Genomic DNA, 504 nt, shown 5'->3' on the forward strand with positions numbered 1-504 from the left:
TAGCCAAATATGGTTATAGTATGAATTTCGAGCAGCCCCGCCTACATTAGCGTCCCCGCTTGGAGAACTTGTCGGGCTGCCGCAGGAATAGAGAGCTGCCCCGATTCCCAGCGCGACTACTGTTACGGCAGTGGCGGTCAAAAACTTTCTCATTGCATTCATCTTTCCCTCCGGAAATGCGTTTACTATGTATAAAAACATACAACATGTTTCGCACATTGTCAATATTTTCGGGGCACAAAAGCGGCGGCGGCAGCCGAGCCGCCCGCGCGGGAGGTTCTCGCTAGGTAGTGTGGACTGGATAGGGGAAAAGAGGTAAAATAGAAGCATGAAAAGACAAGAAGGCATTCACCGGCACGATATAAGCGACGAGGCGCGGGAACGGATAAAAGAACTGCTGCCCGGACAGGCAGGGAAACGCGGGGGAGTGGCGAAAGACAACCGTTTGTTTATCAACGCGGTAGCGTGGCAGACGCGCACGGGCGCTCCGTGGAGAGACATGCC

Annotated in this window: 1 protein-coding gene; it reads left to right on the forward strand. The window is 53.8% G+C overall.

All coding sequences use genetic code 11. From position 1 onward, the window contains the following. Window positions 1-328: 328 nt before the first annotated feature. Window positions 329-504 (forward strand): transposase (locus AWU74_RS10935; RefSeq protein WP_162505073.1); only part of this gene is annotated, 176 nt, incomplete at its 3' end.

The sequence above is a fragment of the Treponema endosymbiont of Eucomonympha sp. genome, assembly GCF_001028545.1.